This window comes from Labrenzia sp. THAF82, assembly GCF_009363435.1.
Taxonomy (GTDB): Bacteria; Pseudomonadota; Alphaproteobacteria; order Rhizobiales; family Stappiaceae; genus Roseibium; species Roseibium porphyridii.
On record NZ_CP045354.1, the window covers coordinates 3,992,312 to 4,011,732 of the forward strand.

General features: G+C 53.7%; 19 protein-coding genes. 12 read left to right on the forward strand and 7 right to left on the reverse strand.

All coding sequences use genetic code 11. The annotated features are described in order from the left end of the window. The first annotated feature begins 176 nt into the window (after positions 1-176). From fdhD to glp, 4 genes are read left to right on the forward strand one after another with little or no spacing between them, the layout of a single operon-like run. Positions 177-1,073, forward strand: a complete 897-nt coding sequence (fdhD, locus tag FIV00_RS18360) for a formate dehydrogenase accessory sulfurtransferase FdhD (RefSeq protein ID WP_152502111.1) — start codon at positions 177-179, stop codon at positions 1,071-1,073. After that, positions 1,070-1,711, forward strand: coding sequence for a molybdenum cofactor guanylyltransferase MobA (gene mobA / locus FIV00_RS18365; RefSeq protein ID WP_152502112.1), 642 nt, complete (start codon positions 1,070-1,072; stop codon positions 1,709-1,711). The genes fdhD and mobA overlap by 4 nt, the downstream gene beginning before the upstream one ends. After that, positions 1,708-2,229, forward strand: a complete 522-nt coding sequence (gene mobB, locus FIV00_RS18370; protein WP_152502113.1) for a molybdopterin-guanine dinucleotide biosynthesis protein B — start codon at positions 1,708-1,710, stop codon at positions 2,227-2,229. Before mobA ends, mobB begins: the two co-directional genes overlap by 4 nt. Next, complete coding sequence (gene glp / locus FIV00_RS18375; protein WP_152502114.1) at positions 2,226-3,503, forward strand: gephyrin-like molybdotransferase Glp; 1,278 nt, start codon at positions 2,226-2,228, stop codon at positions 3,501-3,503. Before mobB ends, glp begins: the two co-directional genes overlap by 4 nt. 50 nt (positions 3,504-3,553) lie before the next feature. Here glp and FIV00_RS18380 read toward each other — a convergent pair whose 3' ends face one another. After that, positions 3,554-4,549 (reverse strand): MBL fold metallo-hydrolase, encoded by a 996-nt coding sequence (locus FIV00_RS18380; RefSeq protein WP_152502115.1) that lies wholly within the window; start codon positions 4,547-4,549, stop codon positions 3,554-3,556. 187 nt (positions 4,550-4,736) lie between these two features. On the opposite strand from FIV00_RS18380, the gene FIV00_RS18385 reads away from it, so the two are divergent. Next, a complete protein-coding gene (locus FIV00_RS18385) occupies positions 4,737-5,663 on the forward strand; it encodes a LysR family transcriptional regulator (RefSeq protein WP_152502116.1) in 927 nt (308 codons plus the stop codon). Between the two features lie 18 nt (positions 5,664-5,681). Here FIV00_RS18385 and FIV00_RS18390 read toward each other — a convergent pair whose 3' ends face one another. Beyond that, positions 5,682-6,329: a glutathione S-transferase family protein gene (locus FIV00_RS18390; protein ID WP_152502117.1), complete on the reverse strand. Its 648-nt coding sequence runs from the start codon at positions 6,327-6,329 to the stop codon at positions 5,682-5,684. Between the two features lie 545 nt (positions 6,330-6,874). Here FIV00_RS18390 and FIV00_RS18395 point away from each other — a divergent pair. From FIV00_RS18395 to FIV00_RS18410, 4 genes are all read left to right on the forward strand, one after another. Next, complete coding sequence (locus FIV00_RS18395) at positions 6,875-7,651, forward strand: ABC transporter substrate-binding protein (RefSeq protein ID WP_152502118.1); 777 nt, start codon at positions 6,875-6,877, stop codon at positions 7,649-7,651. Between the two features lie 129 nt (positions 7,652-7,780). After that, the gene (locus tag FIV00_RS18400) at positions 7,781-8,494 is read left to right on the forward strand and encodes an ABC transporter permease (protein ID WP_152502119.1); all 714 of its coding nucleotides are present in this window, start codon (positions 7,781-7,783) and stop codon (positions 8,492-8,494) included. Further along, the gene (locus tag FIV00_RS18405; protein WP_152502120.1) at positions 8,491-9,318 is read left to right on the forward strand and encodes an ABC transporter permease; all 828 of its coding nucleotides are present in this window, start codon (positions 8,491-8,493) and stop codon (positions 9,316-9,318) included. Before FIV00_RS18400 ends, FIV00_RS18405 begins: the two co-directional genes overlap by 4 nt. Positions 9,319-9,371: 53 nt before the next feature. Beyond that, positions 9,372-10,538 carry a PLP-dependent aspartate aminotransferase family protein gene (locus FIV00_RS18410; RefSeq protein ID WP_152502121.1) on the forward strand — a complete coding sequence of 389 codons (1,167 nt, stop codon included), beginning with the start codon at positions 9,372-9,374 and terminating at the stop codon, positions 10,536-10,538. 9 nt (positions 10,539-10,547) lie between these two features. Here the strand turns inward: FIV00_RS18410 and FIV00_RS18415 are convergent, their stop codons facing one another. Beyond that, the gene (locus FIV00_RS18415) at positions 10,548-11,453 is read right to left on the reverse strand and encodes a LysR family transcriptional regulator (protein ID WP_152502122.1); all 906 of its coding nucleotides are present in this window, start codon (positions 11,451-11,453) and stop codon (positions 10,548-10,550) included. Between the two features lie 364 nt (positions 11,454-11,817). Between FIV00_RS18415 and FIV00_RS18420 the strand changes: the two genes are divergently transcribed. Both FIV00_RS18420 and FIV00_RS18425 read left to right on the forward strand, forming a co-directional pair. After that, on the forward strand, positions 11,818-12,699 hold the full coding sequence (locus FIV00_RS18420; RefSeq protein ID WP_152502123.1) for an NAD(P)-dependent oxidoreductase: 882 nt from the start codon (positions 11,818-11,820) through the stop codon (positions 12,697-12,699). An 11-nt stretch (positions 12,700-12,710) separates the two neighbouring features. Then, entirely contained in the window at positions 12,711-13,418 is a 708-nt protein-coding gene (locus tag FIV00_RS18425; protein WP_152502124.1) for a DNA alkylation repair protein, read from the forward strand. A 61-nt stretch (positions 13,419-13,479) separates the two neighbouring features. Here the strand turns inward: FIV00_RS18425 and FIV00_RS18430 are convergent, their stop codons facing one another. The 3 genes from FIV00_RS18430 to FIV00_RS18440 form a co-directional block, all read right to left on the reverse strand. After that, positions 13,480-14,553 (reverse strand): hybrid-cluster NAD(P)-dependent oxidoreductase, encoded by a 1,074-nt coding sequence (locus tag FIV00_RS18430; RefSeq protein ID WP_152502125.1) that lies wholly within the window; start codon positions 14,551-14,553, stop codon positions 13,480-13,482. Positions 14,554-14,557: 4 nt separating this feature from the next. Beyond that, complete coding sequence (locus FIV00_RS18435; RefSeq protein ID WP_152502126.1) at positions 14,558-15,793, reverse strand: aromatic ring-hydroxylating dioxygenase subunit alpha; 1,236 nt, start codon at positions 15,791-15,793, stop codon at positions 14,558-14,560. Between the two features lie 142 nt (positions 15,794-15,935). Next, positions 15,936-17,972, reverse strand: a complete 2,037-nt coding sequence (locus tag FIV00_RS18440) for an NADH:flavin oxidoreductase (RefSeq protein WP_152502127.1) — start codon at positions 17,970-17,972, stop codon at positions 15,936-15,938. Between the two features lie 162 nt (positions 17,973-18,134). Here FIV00_RS18440 and FIV00_RS18445 point away from each other — a divergent pair, with 162 nt between their 5' ends. Further along, a complete protein-coding gene (locus FIV00_RS18445; RefSeq protein WP_152502128.1) occupies positions 18,135-18,797 on the forward strand; it encodes a TetR/AcrR family transcriptional regulator in 663 nt (220 codons plus the stop codon). Here the strand turns inward: FIV00_RS18445 and FIV00_RS18450 are convergent. Further along, positions 18,794-19,279: an Lrp/AsnC family transcriptional regulator gene (locus tag FIV00_RS18450; RefSeq protein WP_173006250.1), complete on the reverse strand. Its 486-nt coding sequence runs from the start codon at positions 19,277-19,279 to the stop codon at positions 18,794-18,796. The two genes, FIV00_RS18445 and FIV00_RS18450, sit on opposite strands and share 4 nt — an antisense overlap. Between the last annotated feature and the right edge of the window lie 142 nt (positions 19,280-19,421).

The following is a 19,421-nucleotide window of genomic DNA, read 5'->3' on the forward strand; positions in this document are numbered from 1 at the left end:
CCCTGCTCTGGGCTTGCCGCCTTGTGTCCCAAACCGTTCGGCAGCCTTCAGAGCCGGGTGTCTCAAAAAATTTTCGTCTGCCGGCAATCAAGTCTTCTCAAAAAATCTATCGGGTTGGTCCACCTGACGCCTTGCCCTTTGTCGTCATGCTCCCATAGTGTTTGCGAAACAAACACATGCGGAGTCGCCAGGCTGTGACAGGCCAATATGTTCTCAAACCAGACCCTCTTGATCCAGATCTCTCCACATCCGTTCAAGGTATTGACCAAAACGGTGAAACAGTCGAGACACGGGTCGTCACGGAAAAACCACTGACGCTTTTCCTAAACAGGCAGGAAGTGGTCACGATGATGACGATCGGCGATCATCCAGATCTTCTTGCCGTGGGTTATCTCAAAAACCAGAATATGCTCGCCGACGATGATGTCATCACCGAGATCGAACACGATGACGATCTTGAGGTTGTTATCGTGCGCACCCAGCGTGAGACTGATTTTGAGGAAAAGCTGAAGAAAAAAGTGCGAACGTCGGGCTGTGCTCAAGGCACCGTATTTGGCGATGTCATGGAAGGTTTTGAAACCGTTTCACTGCCTAAAGAGGCCCGGTTAAAAACATCCTGGCTCTATGCGTTGTCCAAGACCATCAATACGACCCCGTCCCTCTATCTTGAGGCTGGCGCAATCCATGGATGCGTCTTGTGCAAGCAAGACAACGCCCTGGTCTATATGGAAGACGTCGGGCGTCACAACGCAGTCGACAAAATAGCAGGCTGGATGGTTCTGAACGACGTGCCTGCCCATGACAAGATTTTTTACACCACCGGCCGGCTGACATCCGAAATGGTCATCAAGACCGTCATGATGGGCATTCCGATACTTGTATCGCGGTCCGGGTTTACCGCATGGGGTGTTGAACTTGCACGTCAGGCCGGTCTGACACTGATTGGCCGTGCGAAGGGGAAACGCTTTGTCGCCCTTGCGGGGGCCGAAAGAATTGAATTTGACATGGATCCGTCGCAGGCAAGCGATGAGCCGGACAAGATAAAGCGAAAAGGGAGTGTTCCAGCGGAATGAACGGTGTGAGCAAGAGTGTGCCGATTGAAAATGTTCTCGGCTGCGTTCTGGCCGGAGGGCAGTCCCGCCGCATGGGAGGTGGTGACAAAAGCCTTCTAAATGTTGGTGGCAAGACGATGCTCGAGATGATCCTCGCCCGCCTGTCACCGCAGGTGGAAAGCATCGTGTTGAATGCCAATGGAGATCCGAACCGTTTCAGTCACTTCGGACTGAGCGTCGTACCGGACCCCGTTGGTGATTTCGCCGGACCTTTAGCGGGCATTCTCGCCGGGTTAACTTATGTCAAAGAAAACAGACCTGACGTCAGCCACGTTGTTTCGGTTGCCGGCGACACACCGTTTTTTCCGGCGACTCTCGTCAAAGATCTCTGCTCTTCGGTTCCGTCAGAAAAACCCGTGATTGCTCTCGCCACTTCTTCAGACAAGCTGCATCCCGTTTTTGGCCTCTGGCCGGTCAGTCTTTGTTCGGACCTGCATACCTGGCTGAGTACCGGCCAAAGCGGCAAGGTGCTCGCGTTTGTCGACAGGCACGACAGTGTCGAGGTCTCCTTTGACACCGATGCGACGACTGGCCTGGATCCGTTTTTCAACGCCAATCGGCCTGAAGACCTGAACACCGTCCGCAAAGCGCTCACATGACAAAGACCCCTGTTTTCGGCATCACGGGCTGGAAAAACTCCGGCAAGACACAACTTGTTACCAGCCTTGTTGGCGAATTCACCGCGCGCGGTTTCAAAGTGTCCACTGTCAAGCATGCACACCACAATTTCGACATCGATCGGCCCGGGGCAGACAGCTACCGGCACCGGGAGGCCGGCGCGAGCGAAGTCGCTCTTGTGTCTGGACGACGATGGGCACTGATGCACGAGCTTCGCGACGAAGAAGAGCCACCACTTGACGCCATTCTTTCCCGGCTTGCTCCTTGTGACCTCATTCTGATCGAGGGATACAAACGAGAAAATCACGCCAAAATAGAAGCAAGACGAACCGAGACCCGTGATCGTGGTCGCCTCGCGCCTGAAGATCCGAACATCATGGCTGTTGCTGCGGATCACGCCCAACCAGACGAAACACTGCCTGTATTCGATCTCAACGATGTTGGCGCTATGGCGGATTTCATTGAAGCCCATGCAGGTTTGAAAAGGCCCGCTACATGAGCGACAAATCCGTCCTTAACGACTGTTTTTTGCACGACAAGCAGCGGCTGCGTCACCACGAAGCCCTGCAGATCCTGAAGGACCAGGTGTCGACGATTGCAGACGTCGAAACGGTTCGCCTCGAAAACGCACTTGAACGCATTCTCGCAGAAGACATCACAGCACCTCGAAACATTCCGCTCGCCGACAATTCAGCAGTCGATGGATACGCTTTCCGTCATTCAGACTTCGACGAAGCTGGTGGATTTTTTCAGATACAGCAACGTATTGCTGCCGGTCATGCAAGCGATGCCACACTGGGTCCGTGGGCAGCTGGCCGTATTTTCACTGGCGCTGTCATGCCCCCTGGCGCAGACACCGTTGCCATGCAAGAGGACTGCGAGACACACCAGCAGGATGGCAAAGACTTTGTCATCGTTCCCCAGGGCCTCAAGAAAGGCGCCAATTGCCGGAAAGCTGGTGAGGACGTCAAGGAGGGAACCGCTCTCCTGGCTGCAGGGCACCGGCTAAGACCACAGGATCTGGCAGCTATCGCCTCCACAGGTCAGGCGGCGATCAAGGCTTTTCGCAATCTCAAGGTTGCACTTGTTTCAACGGGCGACGAGCTTCGCCGGCCTGGCGATCTCATTTCCGTTGGCGATGTCTATGACGCCAACCATTTCCTGTTGCGTGGGCTGTGTGCCGGGCTTCCGGTTGAAATTGCAGACCTCGGAATTCTCAAAGACGATGCCTCGCTGATCGAGACCAGACTAAAGGAAACCGCGGAGCAATTCGACCTTGTGCTCACAACCGGCGGCGCGAGCCTTGGCGAAGAAGACCACATACTGCGTTTGCTCGACAAACTGGGTCAGCGGCACATGTGGCAACTGGCAATCAAACCGGGCCGTCCAATGATGTTCGGAAACATCGAGTCTTGCGCGTTTCTCGGTCTGCCAGGAAACCCGGTGGCCGCCATGGTCTGCTTTCTGCTTTATGCACGTCCCGTCATCAATGTGCTGGCTGGTGGCAGGTTCCTGGAGCCACAAGGGATTCAAATACCGGCTGCCTTCGAGGTTCCGCGAAAGAAACCGGACAGACGCGAATTCTATCGCGGTTGGCTTGAAGAAGGTTCTGACGGCAATACTCTCGCGCAAAAATTTCAGCGCGATGGTTCCGGGTTGATTTCCGGCTTGAGAGAAGCTGACGGATTGATTGAAATACCGGAAGAAACCACAGAAATTCGCAAGGGTGACCTTGTGCGGTTTCTACCCTTTTCGGGATTTGGCATTCGCTAGTACAGAACGTGTTGAACCCGACGCCTTGCGCCGGGTCCAGAAGTCAAAGTTTAGTAGGCGTAGGGCCAGTTTGCGGCGACGAACCGGTAGCCATCGCCATCGCGTGCGACGCGCCCCATCCCCGGGAACGGGATATGAGCACCAGCGAAGAAGAGCTTTTCGCTCGCGGCCTGATCAAAGAATTTTTTACGAGTTTCCGCGGCTTGACCTGAATCGATATCAAATCCGATGCCCCAATCCGGCTTTGCGAACTGATAGACAGTCATGTGAATGATGTCGCCGGCAATCACCAGTGTTTCACCATTGCTGTCGAAGAGGTATCCCGAGTGACCGGGTGTGTGGCCTGGCAAGGCCATTGATTGAACGCCCGGAAGAATTTCCTTGTCACCCGAAACAAGCGTTTGCTTGTCCTTGTAGGCCTCTGCAGCACGCCGAGCGCCCAAGAAAAACGGTTTGAACTGTTCAGGTGCGCCATTCATGGCTGCATCGTCAAACCAGAAGGCATTGTCGACCTCAGGCAAGATCAGCTCGGCATTGGAAAAGACGGGTTTGCCGTCTCCATCAATCGCTCCGAACAAGTGATCCGGATGCATGTGAGTGATAAGCAGCGCATCGATCTGATCAGGTGTGACACCAGCCGCTTCGAGTGCGTTGGGCAAGCGCCCCATGGTTGGACCGAGCGCATCTGACGTTCCGGCATCAACAAGAACCAGCCGCTCACCGGTGTTGACCAGAAACGCGTTTACAGGGATGCGCAATGCTTCTCCCTCAATCATTGCGTCGCCGCGGAGTCTCTCGCCTTCGCTGGCATCGTAGCCAACGACCAAGTCCGGGGTCACATCGAGATAACCGTCAAGCAGTGCAGTGATTTCGAAATCTCCGACCTTGTATCGAAGTGCACCTGCCATCGGCGCTCCGGCCTTCGGAGCCGCTGCACTGGCCGGTGCAGACAAAACTGACATTCCCCCGGCTGCCGCGAGAGCCCCGGCCCCGGCTGTGGCCCCAAGAAGTGAACGTCTGGAGAGAGAAAAACGAGAATTTGGCATGAACGCCTCCAGGCTCGACCTTAAGTGATTGGAATAGGATGGACACCCGGCATGATAGGAACCAACCGGGCTGTTCCATAAGTGTTTCATTCGCATGGTTTTTGAAGCCCCTGAAATCTTATAAAACTCATAAGCAGGAATTATATTAGAGACCTTGCCTGCCTCGAATTATTGGAAACACTGATCGATGGAAAAAATAAGCGCGCTGACCGGGTTCGTCCATTCCGTCAAGCTGGGGAGTTTTTCAGCCGCTGCGAAACACCTTGGCATTTCACAACCGGCTGTAAGCCAACAGATCCGTGGGCTGGAAGACCACCTTGGCACCAGATTGCTGAACCGGACTACGCGGCAATTGAGACTGACGGAGGCGGGAGAACGCTACTACGCCTATGCCCGCGATATTCTCGACCGCATTGCCGAAGCCGACCGGTCGGTTCAAAGCGAAGAGGCACAGATGTCAGGTCCGCTATCGATCGGCCTGCCGTTGGGATTTTCTGAAAGTGTGCTGTCGGACTTTCTGATCCGGTTCAAGCAGAACCACCCGTCAATTCTACTCGACGTGTCGCTGTCCGACATCTTTGTCGATGTTATTCAGGAACGTTTGGATCTGGCCATTCGCATGGGAGAAATAAGCGACGATAGATTGATTGTCCGAAAGCTAGGAACAGCACAAAGATGTCTGGTTGCTTCACCGGATTACCTTGACCGGCACGGACGCCCCCAACACCCCGCCGATCTGCCGGAACATGATTATCTGCTTTATCGCAACATCTCGACCGGCGACCGTGTCCCGTTCATCAGTACGATCGGCGAGCGACTTTCCGTACGCATTGTTCCATCGATGATTGTCAACAACACTGGCACGTTGCGACAAGCCGCCCTCGCCGGTCTTGGAATAACCCTTGCGAACCGATGGCTTATCGAGCCGCTTCTGCGTTCAGGCGAACTCGAACTGGTTTTGCCGGATTGGCAGTATCCGCCGCACCCCATTCATGCCGTTTATCCGTCGAACCGGTTCATCCCCTTGAAGGTTCGCCGGTTCGTCGACAGTCTGCAGACCTTCTTTGATCAACACGGCGCGTTCTCCAGTGGTTTGCCAATTGCGCATGGATAGTGCCGACATCATTCCTGTTCAGATTTCGTCGACAGCGACATACCAGGTCTCTTTCAGCGCTTCGGCTTCCCATTCCTTCCAGGCCTTCGTCTGTGTCATTGCTTCCGTATAGCGTCCAACGATTGGGTCTTCAGACAGTCCATATGTTGCAAATCGGCTGACCACTGGCGCATACATGGCGTCTGCTATCGAGAACGCCCCGAACAAAAACGGCCCATTGGATGCGTTGAGACATTCGCCCCAGATATCGACGATGCGCGCAACATCCGCCTTAACGGCGTCGTCGACATTCAACTCTTCAACCGGTCGGCGCATATTCATCGGGCAAGCTCCGCGCAGTGCGGAAAACCCTGAGTGCATTTCCGAACAAATTGCTCGCGCCATGGCGCGCTCAGCCTGATCGGCAGGCCACAATTCCTTCTCTGGATAAAGTTCGGCCGCGTATTCCATGATGGCAAGGCTGTCCCAGACGGTCAGATCACCGTCCTTCAGCACCGGAACTTTCATGCTCGGCGAAAAAGCAGCAAATTCAGGATTGCCGTTGTCAAAATCAAACGGAACCAGGATTTCGCGAAAAGGAATATCTTTCTGCTTCAGGGCAATCCAGGGCCTGAATGACCAGGAGGAATAGTTCTTGTTTCCAATGAACAATTCAATCTCTGCCATTTGGCTTTCCTTTCAAATTCGTCGTTCATTCAGTCTACCGGCAAGTCATAGTTAGGTGGCCGGATGGAGTTCGTACGATGCTGAGACTGGATATACAAATTCAAGAAGTTCATGAATTCGATGAAATTTCTTGATCTATTGACGAAAACTTCAAAAAATCTAATGAACTTTAGATTAAACGCCGAAATAATTTACGTATTGAAAAATTCATTTGCCGATTTTGGTTTTATACTTAAGAACTATGATTTTTCGTATTCAATAAAAAGTATTCTGAGATTGGAGGGTTATCGCAACAACCGTTCCTCAGGCTTCAATAAGATGCGAACTTTCACTCACCATGCCAGCCATTGAGCAACAATTTTCCACAGCTTGACGCTGCTTTCCCTATCGGAATACACGCAGCAAGCGCGAAAAAGGCATGCCAACACTGTGTTTTTTTCACACACATGCTTGAAATTCAGTCTGAAGTGTATGGAATAGGGCCATCGGGCAAAAAGGCAGGAAGAACCTGTCTGCGCCGCGAAAAATGATTAGGGGAACTAAATATGCGTGTATTGCGTATGGCTGCGGCCGCCGTTGCAGTTCTGGCTGTTGTCGGTGGCGCTGAGGCGAAAGACTGGTCCAAGGTGCGCATCGGCACAGAAGGTGCTTACCCTCCGTTCAACTCGCTGACCGCTGACGGACAACTTGTCGGTTTCGATGTCGATATTGCAAAGGCGCTTTGCGAGGAAATGAAAGTCGAATGCGAATTCGTCACCCAGGACTGGGACGGAATGATCCCTGCTCTACAGGCTGGTAAATTCGATGCCGTCATTGCGTCCATGTCGATCACGGAAGAGCGCAAACAGAAGGTCGACTTCACCAACAAGTATTACAACACTCCGCCGGCAATTGCGGTACCCAAAGATTCTGCAATCGCGGGTACGAGTGATGCTGACCTTAAAGGCGTAGCACTTGGTGCTCAGTCTTCCACGACGCACTCCAACTATGCTGAAGAAAAGCTCGGTTCTGCTGATCTGAAGCTCTACCCGACGCCGGACGAGTACAAGCTCGATGTAGCCAGCGGTCGTATCGACGCAGTGATTGACGATGTTGTCGTGCTTTCAGACTGGCTTGCGACCGACGACGGTGCCTGCTGCAAGATCCTCGGCACACTGACGCCGGATCCTGTGATCAACGGCGAAGGCGCTGGTATCGCGATCCGCAAGGATGACGGCGAGTTGAAGGAAATGTTCAACCAGGCCATCGAAGCCATTATTGCGAACGGCAAGTACCAGGAAATCAACGACAAGTACTTCACGTTCGACGTGTATGGCGGCTGATTTTATTCTGGATTGATCGCTAAATAAGCGCGGCGCGCTTGCGTGCCGCGCTTTGCTGTAGGGTAATAGCCCACAGAAGGCCGGAGGGGCGGCCAACAACAACAACAAGACAGAAAGAAGCGCCGGCTCATGAATGAAGCTTTGACGCTGCTATCGTTTGGGGAACAAGGCTGGGGCGACACTATCGCGCTCGGCGTCATGATAACGGTCGCATTGGCAATCTGTACCCTGCCCTTTGGCCTCATTCTCGGGTTTCTGATTGCTCTGGCAAAAAACTCTTCAGAACCCAGTCTGAAGCTCGCAGCCAATATCTACACGACAATTTTTCGCGGCCTGCCTGAACTCCTGACTCTGTTTCTTGTATATTTCGGTGTGCAGATTGGTATTCAGCAAGGACTTAAACTGCTCGGCTTCGATGTCTATTTCGAAGTGAATTCTTTCGTCGCCGGCATGGTCGCTCTTGCGCTGGTTTTTTCCTCCTACGCTTCTGAGGCATTTCTCTCCGCATTTCGAGGCATACCGCAAGGCCAGTATGAAGGTGGCTATGCTCTAGGCCTGTCCCGATATCGCACGATGACGCTTATCATTTTGCCTCAGCTTATCCGCCTTGCTCTTCCCGCGCTCAGCAATCTGTGGCTCATTCTTTTGAAAGAAACATCACTGGTATCGGTCATCGGTCTTGCCGACCTGATACGTGAATCCGGCATTGCGGCAAGGGTCACAAAAGAACCATTCCTGTTCTTCGGGCTCGCCTGTCTGATTTACCTCGTTTTGGCGATGATCTCGTCTGCAGGATTGAGCCGTGTCGAACGCTGGTCCAAACGGGGAGAGGCTTCAAGATGATTGCAGCCAGTCCCGAAACCGGCGCTAAACGCCCTCCAGCCCCGCCTCGCCCCTGGACAAATACGCGGATTTTTGGCAACGCGCTGATGGCCCTCTGGATCGTCGCAGGCGTGTCACTGGTCTGGTATCTGGGAACCAGTATAGCCAGCCCCTTTTTCCAGAAATACTGGCCCAAATACATCGATGGGTTTCTTGTAACCCTTCAAATCGTCAGTTTGTCGCTTCTCCTTGGAATGCTGCTGAGTGTGCCGGTCGCCTTTGCACGTTCTTCCAGTTGGAAGATATTTTCCGCACCCGCCTATGCATTCGTCTACTTCTTCCGCGGCACACCGCTTCTGGCTCAAACATTCCTGATCTACTATGGCGCTGGTTCCTTCAGGCCTGAGTTGGAAGCCATCGGACTTTGGGGATTTTTCCGGGACGCGTTCAACTGCGTAATCTTTGCTTTCTCGTTGAACACATCTGCCTATCAGGCCGAAATTCTGCGGGGTTCGATCCAAAACGTGGCCAAAGGCCAATGGGAGGGCGCCGCTGCGCTTGGCCTTTCCAAACCCGTGACCTTTTTCAAGATCATCCTGCCCCAGGCCTTGATGGTCGCCTTGCGCCCTTACGGCAACGAAATCATTTTGATGATCAAGGGGTCGGCTATTGCGTCCATCGTGACGATTTATGACATCATGGGCGAAACCCGGCGCGCCTATTCCCGCTCCTACGACTTCCAGGCCTACATTTGGGCCGCAGTGATCTATCTGATGATCGTCGAGACCTTGCGGAGAATCTGGGACAAGATCGAAGCCCGCCTCACACGCCACCTGAAACGCTGATTGCCGGCGTTTCGACCGGTTCTAACGCACCTTTTCCAAGAGGATTCCTCGTTATGTCCGCGACCTTGCCCAAAGCTGAAGGCCTGCACCCTGATAGCCTGTTGGCTCATGCCGGGGGTGGCTTCGATCAAGCGACCGGTGCCGTTGTCCCGCCGATCCAGATGGCAACCACATTTGTCAGGGACGAAGACTATGAACCTGTCAGCCCCGGTCACGTCTACAGCCGCGACGACAATTTGCTCTATCAGAAAACAGAAGGTTTGATCGCGGCGCTGGAAGGAGGGTCCGAGAGCCGTTTGTTCGCTTCAGGCATGGCGGCAGTGGCTGCGGTGGCACGTATCGTCAAACCCGGCGGCACGCTGCTGATACAATCCAACATTTACTGGGGAACCACGCTGTTCTTGCGCAAACTATGCGCCCGCAACAAGGTGGCTTTGATTGAAGCAGACGCTGCCGACCTGCAGGCGTTCACCGAGGAACTCTCCATTACCAAACCGGACCTTGTCTGGCTTGAGGTTCCGAGCAATCCGTTTTTGAAAGTCGCGGACATCAAAGCCATAGCGCAACAGTGCAGCCAGGCGGGTTCCGTTCTGGCGGTTGATGCGACCGCTGCAACTCCCTTGATCCTGAAACCACTGGACCTGGGTGCAGACCTTGTGATGCATTCAGCGACGAAGGCACTGAATGGCCATTCTGACCTGCTGGGCGGTGTCGTGACCACAAAGGATGCTGCCTCAGAAAGCTGGACACTGATCAGCGAAGAACGAAAGCTTGCCGGTGCTGTTCTCGGCTCTTTCGAGACATGGCTGCTTCTGCGCGGTCTCAGGACGCTGTCCCTGCGGGTAGAGCGCATGAACAAGAACGCCATGGCAGTTGCAGACTTTCTGGCAACCCATCCACGGATCGAAGCGGTCCTCTATCCCGGCCTCAAGAGCCATCCTCAGCACGATCTCGCGAAATCGCAAATGCAATCGGGTTTTGGGTCGCTTTTATCCTTGCAGGTCAAGGGTGGCAGGGAAGCTGCTCTGAGTGTTGCAGGAGCACTCGACCTCTTCCAGCGTGCAACTTCGCTTGGTGGTACGGAAAGCCTCGTTGAACATCGATTTACGATTGAGGGCCAAGGTTCCGGCATTCCGGAAAACCTGCTGCGGCTGTCCGTTGGAATTGAACACGCAAATGATCTGATTTCCGACCTCGATCAGGCTCTGGCAGCACTCTAGGCCGATGTTCTAGCAAATGCTTTTGGACTGGTGTTCCTGCTCGGCCCGCATGGTTCTGAGCCAACTCATGAACGCCTTCAAGGGGGGACGTTTTACGCCTGGCCTCGTTGCCATGTAGTATCCTGTCCCCTCATAGATGCTGCCCTCAATCAATATGACCAGATTTCCGGTCTCAAGGTCGGGCTCTACAAATGCGGTTGCAACAGCGGAAATACCGTCTCCCCTCCGCAGACCTTCCAGGACCATATAGCCGGGCATGTGGGTGACATTCAGCCTGCCACAAGGCACCTTGCCCTGTTTTTCCAACCACAGTTTCAGTTCGTTGCTGCCGTATTCCTGAAGCCAGGGAAAATCCAAAATGTCTTCGGGTTTTTCGATCTTTCGATCCTTCACCAGACAACTTGCTCCGACGACCGCGAAATGCGTTTCCATAAAGAGCTCAGCTTCAATCCCCGGCCAGTCTCCATCGCCATACCGTATCGCCAGATCTGCACCGCCTGGTGTCAGTTCGACGACTTCCGGCGTTGGATTGAGCATCAATTCAATTTCAGGATGCTTCAACCGAAAATCATTGATCCTCGGCATTAGCCAGCTGACTGCAAAGGAAGGTGTTGTCGTTATGTGCAGCGGCCTTGCGGCATCGTCTTCAAGGAGCTCATCCACCGTTTCCTGAATTGCCTCAAACCCGCGTTTGAGACCGTTGAAAAGCAATTCTCCTTCCGGTGTCAAAGCAATGCCCCGGCCCTCCCGGACAACCAATTGCTGACCCATGAAGGTTTCAAGACTGCGAACTTGCTGACTGATCGCCGCATGCGTGACATTCAGATCACGACCCGCAGCTGAGAGACTTTTTCGTTCCGCGACCGCAGTGAAGGCTTTCAACGCATTGAGGGGTGGAAGCGAGCGCCAGTCCATATGTAATTTTTCCTTACATATTAAAAATCTTCCTGATTGGTAATTTGTACCAAAAAGCATCACTTTTCAACCAGTCACAACGATGAGGAGTTGTAAGCAGATGTTAAGTCTTCAAGTACAGAAGTTTCTCGATGCCAGTCGCTTCACATCCTACACACGACCCGATCCGAGAACACAGCAACACCTTGACCTTTCGGCAGCAAGGCATGGAATGCCTGCAAAGTTTTGGCAGCGCAGGCCCTATTGGCTCTGATGCATCCTGTTAGCTGACAGCAGGACGCAAATGGCCTAAAACCATGACGACTTGAATTTTAGCAAGGCCCGGCAGATTTGCCGGGCCTTCTCATGCAGAAGGAGCGTCTTCGTGGCAAAGGTTGCATTCATTGGTCTCGGTGTCATGGGCTATCCGATGGCCGGTTTCCTGAAAACCAAGGGAGGCCATGACGTTACGGTCTACAACCGCACAACTGCAAAGGCCGAAAAATGGGCGGCGGAATTTGGCGGACACGTTGCCCACACTCCCAAGGAAGCCGCCGAGGGATGCGATTTCATCTTCGCCTGCGTTGGTAATGATGATGATCTCAGGTCAGTAACAACCGGACCGGATGGTGCTTTTCACAGCCTTAAATCCGGAGCCGTTTTTGTCGACAACACAACCGCCTCGGCCGATGTTGCCCGCGAACTCTATGCTGCCGCGAACGAAAAAGGATGCGGTTTTATCGATGCACCGGTTTCCGGCGGCCAGGCAGGCGCGGAAAATGGCGTCCTGACAGTGATGTGCGGCGGTGATCAGGACGTGTTCGACAAAGCCAAGCCGGTCATTGATTGTTTTGCAAAGTCCGTTGGTCTCATGGGCGACAGCGGAGCAGGACAATTGACCAAGATGGTCAACCAGATCTGCATCGCGGGTCTTGTTCAGGGGCTCTCTGAAGCTATCCATTTCGCCAAAAAGGCCGATCTCGACGTCGAAAAGGTCATCTCCGCGATCCGGGGTGGCGCAGCACAATCATGGCAAATGGAAAATCGCTGGCAAACAATGAATGCTAGCGAATTCGAGTTTGGATTCGCAGTTGACTGGATGCGCAAAGACCTTGGCATCTGCCTGAGCACCGCAAATGAAACAGGTGCACGTCTGCCGGTTACCGCCCTTGTCGACCAGTTCTATGCCGAAATACAGGCAATGGGTGGCAATCGTTGGGACACGTCCAGCCTAATTGCGCGACTTGAAAATGCAGACAAGAAGTAACGTCGGCTGACATGAAGGGGCGAGAGGGCAAACACTGGACCGTTGACGATGTCCTGGCAGAACTCCGATCTTCCGGTTCGGACACAAACCGCGCTGGAATGGCGCGGTTTGGTATAGAGATCGACCAGGCATTCGGTGTGCCGATGTCCGTGTTGCGTCCCCTCGCAAGAGAAATCGGCAGATCGCCCGAGCTTGCACGAGAGCTTTGGGCAACGGGTTTTCATGAAGCACGCCTTCTTGCGATCCTGTTGACGCCAGCGAAGGCCATGACGTCCGAGCAGGCTCTGACCTGGTTGGAAGACATCGGCTCTTGGGACTTGTGCGATCAACTGACTAACATCCTGGCGCGGCGCGCAGACTCGAACGCCTTGGTTCCGAAATTGGCACTAGATGAGAGAGAGTTCGTCAAAAGGGCTGCCTTTGCCCTGATTGCCTGGCGTGCGGTTCATGCCAAGAAAGCACCTGATGCGGAGTTCCTTGAGGACCTGGAGCTGATCCGGAAGGCTTCGAGCGACGGACGAAATTTTGTCTGGAAAGCCGTTCACTGGGCCTTGCGTCAGATCGGTAAACGCTCCGCTCAACTGCACGGCCCTGCCCTGGCTCTTGCCCTTGAACTCCAGGCCTCGGACGACAGGATTACGCGCCGGGTCGGCAAGGAAGCTGTCAAAGAGTTGGATTCAGAGAAAGTGCGCCGCCGCCTGGGCTTACTTTCACGTTAGCCCAACACTTCCAAATGGAGCCGCCGCAAACTTTGATTTCCGGGCTTCTCAATTCGGCTTATCAGACTTCCACTTCCACGGTGCCGATCGGGTTGGAGCAACAGGCCAGAATAAATCCTGCCTCAATGTCCTCATCGCTGATACCGCCGGAATGAACCATATGAACTTCGCCGGTAACCTTCCTGACTTTACATGTTCCGCAAACACCAAAAGTGCAGCCGGATGGAATGTTGAGACCGGCTTCTTTGGCAACAGCAAGGACTGTGTCTGTCTGTGAGCACCACGCTGAAACCTTGGAGTTGGCGAAGACGACTTGAGCCTGCAGATCCTCCTGCGGCACCACATCATCGAATTCGGTGAGATCATCTCTTGTCTCGGCGGGGGCCTGAAAGCTCTCCTGGTGATACCGCTCCATGTCATATCCAAGCGCATTCAGGATTTCACGGACGCTCTCCATGAAGCCATCCGGGCCACAGCAAAAGACATCACGGTCCAGATAGTCGCTGCACATGAGCCCGAGCATCAATTGATTGAACCGGCCACGATAGCCGGTCCAAACCTCGTATGGATCGCTTTGATTGACGACAAAATGCAGCTGCAACCCCGTGACCCGGCTTGCCATATATTCCAGTTTTTGCCGAAAGATCAGTTCTACCGGTCGGTGCGCGCACTGGATAAAACAAATGTCAGGGTCTTCACCCCGTTCAAAAAGCGTCTGCGCCATGGACATCACAGGCGTCACACCGGAACCGGCTGAAATGAAGAGATATTTGCCGTCCGGAACTGCTGGCAGATGAAAAAGCCCCGCCGGACCAAAAGCTTTCAGCCGCATACCTGGCCTGAGGTGATCAAGCATCCACCGCGTGCCGACACTCCCCTCCTGCGCCTTCACGGTCACGGTGATGTAAGCATTCGATACCGGCGATGAAGACAGTGTATAGGTTCTTTGAAGATGTCCCCCCGGGACAGGTAGATCCAACGTGATGAACTGACCCGCCCGATAAACGAAGCCAGCACCTGACGGAGGGCGAAACGAGAAGGTCTTCACATCGGGTGCTTCAGGCACCACCATTACACATTCAAGCAGTTCTTCGTCAGTCCAGACTGGCGTGTCGCGCACAGGCATCGAGATCATGGCATCACTCCGCCGCCACCCGGAAACGGCCAAGCAGTCCGGTTTCCAGCGACCTGGCGTACCATTCAACGAATTGTATCACGCCGCTTTCCTGAACCGGCGAATAAGGTCCAGGCTCATAAGCGGGCGACCTGATGCCTCGCTGGTTTTCTTCGATGATCTGACGGTCTTCGTTGTTTGTGTTGATCCACACTTCGGTGAGGCGATTGAGATCGTAGTCGACGCCCTCATTTGCATCCTTGTGAACCAGCCAGAATGTTGTGACTTCCGCCTCCATTGGCCCAATCGGCAGGACACGGAACATCAGGACATGATCTGACAGAAAATGGTTCCAGGTGTTCGGGTAGTGAAAGAAGAGGCATGAACCTGCATGATCGAACGGTATTGTTCCGGTCCGCCTGGAAACTGCAGGTTTTCCATCCATCGTATAGCTGACTGCGTCTCCGAGGATCGGGATGCGAACAAAACGCCACTGCTCATTTTCCGAGATGACATACCTGGACGGCAAACCGGCGTTCTCGCACCGTGAAATATGTTGCCTGGCTTCATTTGTTGTATTGGAATCATCGCCGCCAAACAGGTTTGGATCATCCGGAAATGTCCGGCAAAGAGACGGATGAGATCCCGAACAGTGATAGCATTCACGATTGTTCTCAAGCACCAGTTTCCAGTTACCCTTCTCGATGATGGAGGACTGATGGGCAACTTTCAGGTTTGTCAGATCATGTGGTCCGAGATACCTCGATGCCTGCTTTTCCAGGTCGGTCGTGTCAGGTGCTGTATCGGCAAGGCAGATGAAAATCATGCCGGAGACATCGATGCAATGAACCGTCTTGAGGCCATGGTGTTTTGGGTTGAACTCCGGGCCCATATCGCGCGCCCAGAGCAAACTGCCGTCGAGTTCATAAGTCCATTGATGATACGGGCAAACAAGCTTGGGAGCCGATCCCCTTGCGGCTGAACAAATGCGGCTGCCCCGGTGCCGGCAGGAGTTGTGAAAGGCTCTGATCGTCCCGTCCGAACCGCGCACGACAACAACGGAGTAGTCCCCTATCTGCAGCGTGACATAGTTTCCGGATTTGGGCAGTTCCGCGCTTGGTACGGCAAAAACCCATTCCTTGTGCCAGATGTTCTTCATATCCGCCTGAAAAACATCTTCGTCCGTATAGAACGCCTGCGGCAGGGAATACCCCTGCCTGCGGCTCATCAACAAAGACAGTATGTCCGCATCGCTGTACATAGTGATTGGTCCTTTCCAATCGGCATCATCGATCCGTTTTCCTGATGAAAATTAGAAGCTATTTTTGCTTTTCCCGTAGCGTAAAAACGGCACACGCTTATTCAGTTGAGACACGGTGAAAACATCGCAGCATGCGCGACTGTCATATGTCTTTCAGCAGTCGCAGCGCGTCATAGATTGCTGCATGGGTGTTTCGTGCCGAGACGGCGTCGCCGATCCTGAAAAGCGCAAATGCCCCCTCGGGATTGGCTTCAAGCGGCTGCGGGCGACCAAAGATCAAGGCTTCCTGATTGATGGCGCCAAGGTTCTTTGATTTGGGCTTGAGTTCAAAATAGAGCTCATCCATGGGCATCGTTCCATGGTTGACGACAATCTGATCAAACTCCCGCGTTTCCGTGTGCTTTGAATAGTCAGTGCCGATCACGGCGGTTATCATATTGCCAGACCTCTTCGCGGCCTTCAGACGGTATGTCACGGTGAAACGAACATCCCTGTCCTGCAGCGCTCTCAAATAGGGCACAAGGTTCATCGCCATGACATCCGGCGCAAATGACCGGTCCGGGGTCATAATTTCCACATGAGCGCCGATCTTTGCTACGATTTCGGCAGCCTGCAGCGCGGCGTGATCACCCGCGTCATCAAAGACAAGAACGCGCCGCCCCGGCTTCACGTCTCCTGCGATAATGTCCCAGGAAGAAACGACAAGGTCGTTGCCTTCGTGCAAAACGTCCGTGTGTGGCAGCCCGCCTGTTGCAACAACAACGACGTCCGGGTTTTCAGCTCGGATATCGTCTGCTTCCGCAAAAGTATTGAAACGGAAGACGACATTCCTCTTCAGGCATTGCTCCATGCGCCAGTCGATGATCGACATCATCTCCCGGCGTCGCTCTGATTGCGCGGTCAAACGAACCTGACCGCCAGCATCCGGAGCTGCTTCGAACACAATCACGTCGTGCCCGCGTTCAGCAGCCACCCTGGCTGCTTCCATTCCCGCAGGCCCTGCCCCAACGACGACGACTTTCTTTTTGTCTGTTGCAGCATCAATTTCGTGCGGCATGGTCAGTTCTCGACCTGTCGCCGCATTGTGAATGCAAAGGGCGTCGCCTGCCTGGTAGATCCGATCGAGACAATAGGTTGCTCCGACACACGGACGAATGTCTTCTTCCCGCTTTTCGGCAATTTTCTTTACTAGCAGCGGATCTGCCATATGCGCGCGGGTCATCCCGACCATGTCCAGCAAACCTTCCGAAATGGCATGGCGGGCGGTGGCGACGTCCGGGATCTTGGCAGCATGGAATGTCGGCAGACCAACCTCCTTGCGGATCATTCCAGCAAAGTCGAGGTGCGGTGCATTCGGCATGCCCTGAACTGGAATGACATCCGTCAGACCTGGATCGGTATCAATATGCCCGCGGATGACATTGAGAAAATCGATCTGACCTGTCTCTTTCAAGCGCCTGGCTATTTGCAGGCCTTCTTCAGCAGACAAGCCTCCTTCCAGATCTTCGTCCGCCGTAAATCGCATCCCGACGATGAAGTCTGTTCCAACGCGTTCGCGGACAGCGTTTATCACTTCCAGCGAGAAACGCATCCTGTTGTCCAGAGAACCACCGTATGGACCGTCGAGCGTATTGGTTGCAGGAGACCAGAACTGGTCCATAAGATGGCCATAAGCCTGCAATTCAATCCCGTCCATCCCACCGGCCCGCATGCGCTCGGCAGCATCGGCATAGTCCTGGATGATCCTTTGAATGTCCCAATCCTCGACCTGTTTCGGGAACGCCCGGTGCGCTGCTTCCCTTTCATGACCGGCGGAGACCGCAGGCAACCAGTCGCCCTTGTTCCAGTGGGTGCGCCGACCAAGATGGGTCAGCTGGATCATCACCGCACAGCCATGATCATGACATGCGTCGGTCAGCCGCTTTACCCAGGGAACGACTTCGTCCTTGTAGGCAAGGATATTGTTGAACACCGGGGGCGAATTGCGTGAGACCGCCGCCGAGCCAGCTGTCATGGTCATCGCGACACCGGCTTTCGCACGCAGTTCGTGGTAAGCGCGATACCGGTCCTTTGGCATTCCGTCTTCAGGATACGCCGGCTCGTGCGATGTGATCATGATCCGATTTTTCAGCGTCAGGTTTTTGAGCCGATAAGGCTGTAACAGCGGATCTTTGGACATCAGCCTTCCTCTCAAGCGCATCAATCAGCGTTTGCAAAAGCGAGACTAATTGCGGGTGACCGCATGTGAAAAGACGTAAAAACGACATCTATGTCGTTTTTGAAAACATAGGTGTCAATTTTATTTGGCAGGACGATCTGTCACTGCTATCGAGAAAGAACAATGGAACACTTGATTGAAAAAACATCCGGCTGGCGCGGCAGCAGGGCGATCTGGATCGATGCTGCTTATCATGCGTTGCTTGAACAGGGGATCGATGGCGTAAAGGTCATGCCTCTTGCTGACCGCCTGAAGTTGTCTCGCACCAGTTTTTACGGTCACTTCTCGGACCGAAATGAGTTGCTGGGCGCATTGATCACGCTTTGGCAATCAAAGAACACCGGCAACCTGATCGAGCGAACAGAAGCCTATGCAGAAACAATCAATGAAGCCGTCTTCAATGTCTTCGATCTTTGGCTGATACCGGATCTTTTCGATTCAAGACTTGAGTTTGCGGTTCGGAACTGGGCTCACGTTGACGCCGTCCTGGCCAGGCAACTTGAGGAAGCTGACCAGATCCGGGTGGAAGCACTTCAAGCCATGTTTGAGCGGTACGGCTTTGACACTCTTTATGCGAACATTCGGGCCAATACCGTTTATCAGACCCAGATCGGCTACATCTCGATGATGAAAGACAGACCGTCCGAGCCGTTTCTACCGCGTCTCGAACGCATGCCTTATTATGCCGAGATTTTCAGCGGACAGCACGTAACCGAAGCAGAGTGTTCTCGTTTTTTCGCAAGGCACTCGTCCGGGCACCATGCGACTGGTGCAATACCAGCCTAATTGTCCGCGCGCGGCTTTTCAGCCGCAACATAGGCCAAAGGCAATGCCGTCGTATTCTTGATCTGCTCCATCGCGAACGTTGTCGAAACGTCCGATATCTCGATCTTGGCAATCAGTTTCTTGTAAAAAGCGTCATAGGCTTCAATGTCCGGAACGGCCACCCGCAGGAGGTAGTCCACCTGCCCGGCCATACGGTAAAATTCCACGACTTCCGGAAATTCCTGGATCACATCGGCAAACTTCTTCAGCCAGTCCTCAGAATGCTGGCTCGTCGTTATGGCGACAAACGCGGTTACCTTGGCGTTGACTTTCGTCGGATCAAGCAAGGCGACACGGCCGGTGATGACACCATCTTCTTCCATCTTCTGGATGCGCCGCCAGCAAGGTGTAGTCGACAAGCCGACACGGCGGCCGATTTCGGCAACCGGCACGGTACAGTCTTCCTGCAGGATTGAAAGAATACGGCGGTCAATGCGGTCAATCATTGTTTTTCGTTTCGTCTAGCTGCGGCGCGTTGCTCAGATCTTGGGAAATGATTTCAATTCCAAGCCAATCCTCGTAACGGAATTTCAACATGAATGTCAAATCCGCTCTTTTTGAGAAAAAAATTCGAAATTGCGACCA